This window comes from Rhodococcus sp. EPR-147, assembly GCF_001647185.1.
Classification (GTDB): domain Bacteria; phylum Actinomycetota; class Actinomycetes; order Mycobacteriales; family Mycobacteriaceae; genus Rhodococcoides.
Map to the genome: position 1 here is coordinate 1 of NZ_LVCU01000321.1, position 3,576 is coordinate 3,576.

Below are 3,576 nucleotides of genomic sequence, written 5' to 3' on the forward strand. Positions count from 1 at the left end.
GACGCGGAATCCGCCGCGAAATTCACCGGCCAGGCCGAGTCTGGTCAGCATGGCCGAGATCTGCGGCCCGCCGCCGTGAACGACGACCGGATGGATTCCGACGGTGCGCAGAAACACCATGTCGGCCGCGAACGCCCGCTTCAGATTCTCGTCGATCATGGCATTTCCGCCGTACTTCACGACGACGACCTTGCCCGAGAATCGCTGCAGCCAGGGCAGAGCCTCGGCGAGCGTGAAGGCCTTCTGCGCGGCCGTCAACTGCAGTGCGGCCGAGGTCATGACGAGTACGCCGAATTCTCTTCGACGTACGCGTGCGAGAGATCGGTGGTTCGAATGGTGGCAGACCCTGCGCCGAGACCGAGAGCTATGGTCACCGAGATGTCGACACCGGACAGATCGACCTGCCGAGCTCCCGGCGCTCCCACGCCGTCGATACAGACCGGATTTCCGTTGAAGGACACGGCAATTCGATCCGGATCGAGCTCGATCGGGGCGATACCGATTGCCGCGAGCACCCGGCCCCAGTTGGGATCCGACCCGAAGAGGGCCGTCTTGGTCAGGGAGTCCCTGGCGACCGCGCGAGCGCCGATCAGGGCGTCGTCCTCGCTCATCGCGCCCGACACGGTGATCCGCACCCGCTTGGTGACGCCCTCCGCGTCGGCCATCATCTGGTCGGCCAGGTCGTCGCACACCGCCAGGACCGCGGCGTCGAGTTCTTCCTGAGACGGTGCGACTCCGCTGGCTCCGGACGAGAGCAGCAGCACGGTGTCGTTCGTCGAGGACGCGCCGTCGACGTCGAGCCGGTCGTAGGACATCCGGGTCGCCGCGCGCAGTGCCTTGTCCAACTGGTCCGCGGTGGCGACGGCATCGGTGGTGATGACGCTGAGCATCGTGGCCAACGACGGTGCCAGCATGCCTGCACCCTTGGCCATGCCGCCGACGTTCCATTTGTCGGCATGATGAACGGCCGCCTGCTTGGGAACGGTGTCGGTGGTCATGATCGCGTACGCCGCATCGGTACCACCCGAAATTCCACCCGCGAGTTCGTGCACCACCTCGGTCACGCCGGGCAGCAGCTTGTCCATCGGGAGCCGATCACCGATGAGACCCGTCGAGCACACGGCAACCTCGATCGCTCCGGTCTCGGAACCCCAATTGCTCAGTGCGGACGCCACTTCCTCGGCTGTACGGTGCGAGTCCTGAAAGCCCGGCGCACCGGTGCAGGCATTGGCACCACCGGAATTGAGGATGACCGCGCGCAGCCGTCCGGTGGAGAGCACCTGCTGCGACCACAACACCGGCGCAGCCTTGACCTTGTTGCGGGTGAACACACCCGCCGCAGCGAAATCGGGACCCTCGTTGAACACCAAGGCCAGATCGGACTTGCCACTCGCCTTGATTCCGGCCGGAATACCGGCAGCGCGGAAACCTGCAGGACAGGTGACACCCTGCGTGCGCACGAGCTTGCCCGCAATCATGCCGACGGCCTCCGCCTGGCTCCCGACGCTGCTCATGGTGCTACTCCTACGGTAGAGAGACCCTCGGTCTCGGTGATTCCCAGTGCAAGATTCATGGATTGGACGGCAGCTCCAGCCGTGCCCTTGGCCAAGTTGTCGATGGCCGCGATCACGACGAGCAAGCCGGCGTCCGCATCGACCGACACGCTCATCTGCACGGCGTTCGACCCGATGACCGAACCGGTCTGGGGAAGGCGACCGGCTGGAAGCACGTGCACGAACGGCTCTGCGGCATATGCCTTCTCGTAGACCTCGACGGCCTGTGCCTGCGTGGCGGTGGTGATCGCGGTGCAGGTGGCCAGGATTCCGCGAGGCATCGGTGCGAGAACCGGTGTGAAGGACACCGCGACATCGCTACCGGCGAGCGCCGAGAGGTTCTGGACTATCTCGGGAGTGTGGCGGTGTGCGCCCGCAACCGCGTACGCCCGAACCGAACCCATCACCTCCGAACCGAGAAGATCGGCCTTCGGAGCTCGGCCGGCACCCGAACTACCGCTGACGGCAACGATATTGACGCGGGGCTCGATGATGCCTGCGGCGACGGCAGGTGCGAGCGCGAGAGACGACACCGTCGGGTAACACCCGGGAACCGCGATGCGAGTGGCACCGACCAATCGCTCACGGCAGCCCGGCAACTCCGGCAATCCGTACGGCCAACTGCCCGCATGGGGACTCTTGTAGTACTTCTCCCAGGCCGCACCGTCGGTGAGGCGGAAGTCGGCCCCGCAGTCGATGATCACCACGGACTCGGGCAGCTGCAGCGCGAGTTCGGCGGACTTGCCGTGCGGGAGCCCCAGGAACACGACATCGTGACCCGCGAGCTCGTCGACGGTGGTCGGCGCGAGAACGCGGTCTGCGAGAGGCAACAGATGGGGATGGAATTCACCCAGCGTCGCACCGGCATTGCCGCCCGCGGTCAGCGTGCCGATGACCAACGAACCGTCGCGCACTCCCGGGTGCCCGAGCAGCAATCGAAGAATCTCGCCGCCGGCGTACCCACTTGCGCCCGCCACCGCGATGCGCCTCGGCGTGGCCTCCGAAATAGTCATACGGTTTATTATGCAGCATCATGCAAGCTCATTCATGAACGGGTCCGGTGTGTCAGCGTCCGCCCATGGACCTGCGGATCTCGTCGAGCTTCTTTCGGCCGGCGTCCTGCCGCTCGTTCCACTGCTCGTCGAGGTCACGGCCCGCCCTGGACTCTCGGTCCAGTTCCTCCGCGCCGACGGCTGTGCCCGATCGCTGTTCGACCTTGTCGCGTACACCGTCCCACGTGGGCACCCCCGAATCGGTGAAGTCACCGATCGGCGCGCTCACCGCACCGGCACCGTATCCGCTACCGACGGGCTGGTCCTCGACCAGCTCCGCATCGATTATCCCCGGAACCGTGCCGCCGAGCGGAGCCCCCGGCGGTGGATCACCGAGCGGCTGGTCGATCCGCGGCTTGGTCACCTGCGGAACGTCGACGTCGGGAACCGTCCCGGGTGGTGCACCGCGATCGGGTCCAGTGGATTCGGGCTCAGCATTGCGCAACTCGACCGCCAGCGCCGATGCGGCTGCCGCCACCGGGGCCAACCGGGACCGACCGGCCACTGCAGCCAGGATCTCCTCGATCACCTGAAGATCCGTCGCCGCACCGTCTGTTCCGAATTCACTCATGCGCTGCTCCCGTCACCCGTCGTACTCGTGACTCCACGCTACGGACACCGGAGCCCGGGTGTGCACGGATCGACTGCGCAACTGCGCTTGTTCAACTGCGCAACTGCGCTGATTCAACTGCGCAGCTGCGCGCCGACGGCCTTCGATGCCGCGTCGACCGCCGCATCGCGTGCAGCCGTTGCCTGATCCTCGGTCAAGGTGCCGTCTGCACCTCGGAACCGCAGCGCGAATGCCAGCGACTTGCGACCCTCGCCGACCTGTTCGCCCTCGTAGACGTCGAACAGCCGGATCGACTCGAGCAGGTCGCCACCGCCGATCGTGAGCGCGGCTTCCACCGACGCCGCAGGTACGGACGCGTCGACCACCACGGCCACGTCCTGCAGCACCGCCGGATACGGCG

General features: G+C 66.4%; 4 protein-coding genes and 1 pseudogene. All 5 read right to left on the reverse strand.

Going from position 1 to position 3,576, the window contains the following annotated elements:
- The coding region (gene argB, locus A2J02_RS15065; protein ID WP_197478035.1) for an acetylglutamate kinase at positions 1-279 on the reverse strand (279 nt) is incomplete at its 3' end.
- Positions 276-1,478, reverse strand: coding sequence for a bifunctional glutamate N-acetyltransferase/amino-acid acetyltransferase ArgJ (gene argJ, locus A2J02_RS15070; protein WP_197478036.1), 1,203 nt, complete (start codon positions 1,476-1,478; stop codon positions 276-278). The genes argB and argJ, both read right to left, overlap by 4 nt.
- Before the next feature lie 32 nt (positions 1,479-1,510).
- The gene (gene argC / locus A2J02_RS15075; protein ID WP_068050957.1) at positions 1,511-2,566 is read right to left on the reverse strand and encodes an N-acetyl-gamma-glutamyl-phosphate reductase; all 1,056 of its coding nucleotides are present in this window, start codon (positions 2,564-2,566) and stop codon (positions 1,511-1,513) included.
- A 52-nt stretch (positions 2,567-2,618) separates the two neighbouring features.
- Positions 2,619-3,176, reverse strand: a complete 558-nt coding sequence (locus A2J02_RS15080; RefSeq protein WP_068050959.1) for a hypothetical protein — start codon at positions 3,174-3,176, stop codon at positions 2,619-2,621.
- Positions 3,177-3,289: 113 nt separating this feature from the next.
- Positions 3,290-3,576: pseudogene (locus A2J02_RS15085) on the reverse strand (phenylalanine--tRNA ligase subunit beta); the annotation flags it as partial.

Excerpts from the sequence above, each read along its gene's own strand:
- argJ (WP_197478036.1), bottom strand. The coding sequence starts at position 1,478 with ATGATTGCGGGCAAGCTCGTGCGCACGCAGGGTGTCACCTGTCCTGCA.
- argC (WP_068050957.1), bottom strand. The coding sequence starts at position 2,566 with ATGACTATTTCGGAGGCCACGCCGAGGCGCATCGCGGTGGCGGGCGCA.
- A2J02_RS15080 (WP_068050959.1), bottom strand. The coding sequence starts at position 3,176 with ATGAGTGAATTCGGAACAGACGGTGCGGCGACGGATCTTCAGGTGATC.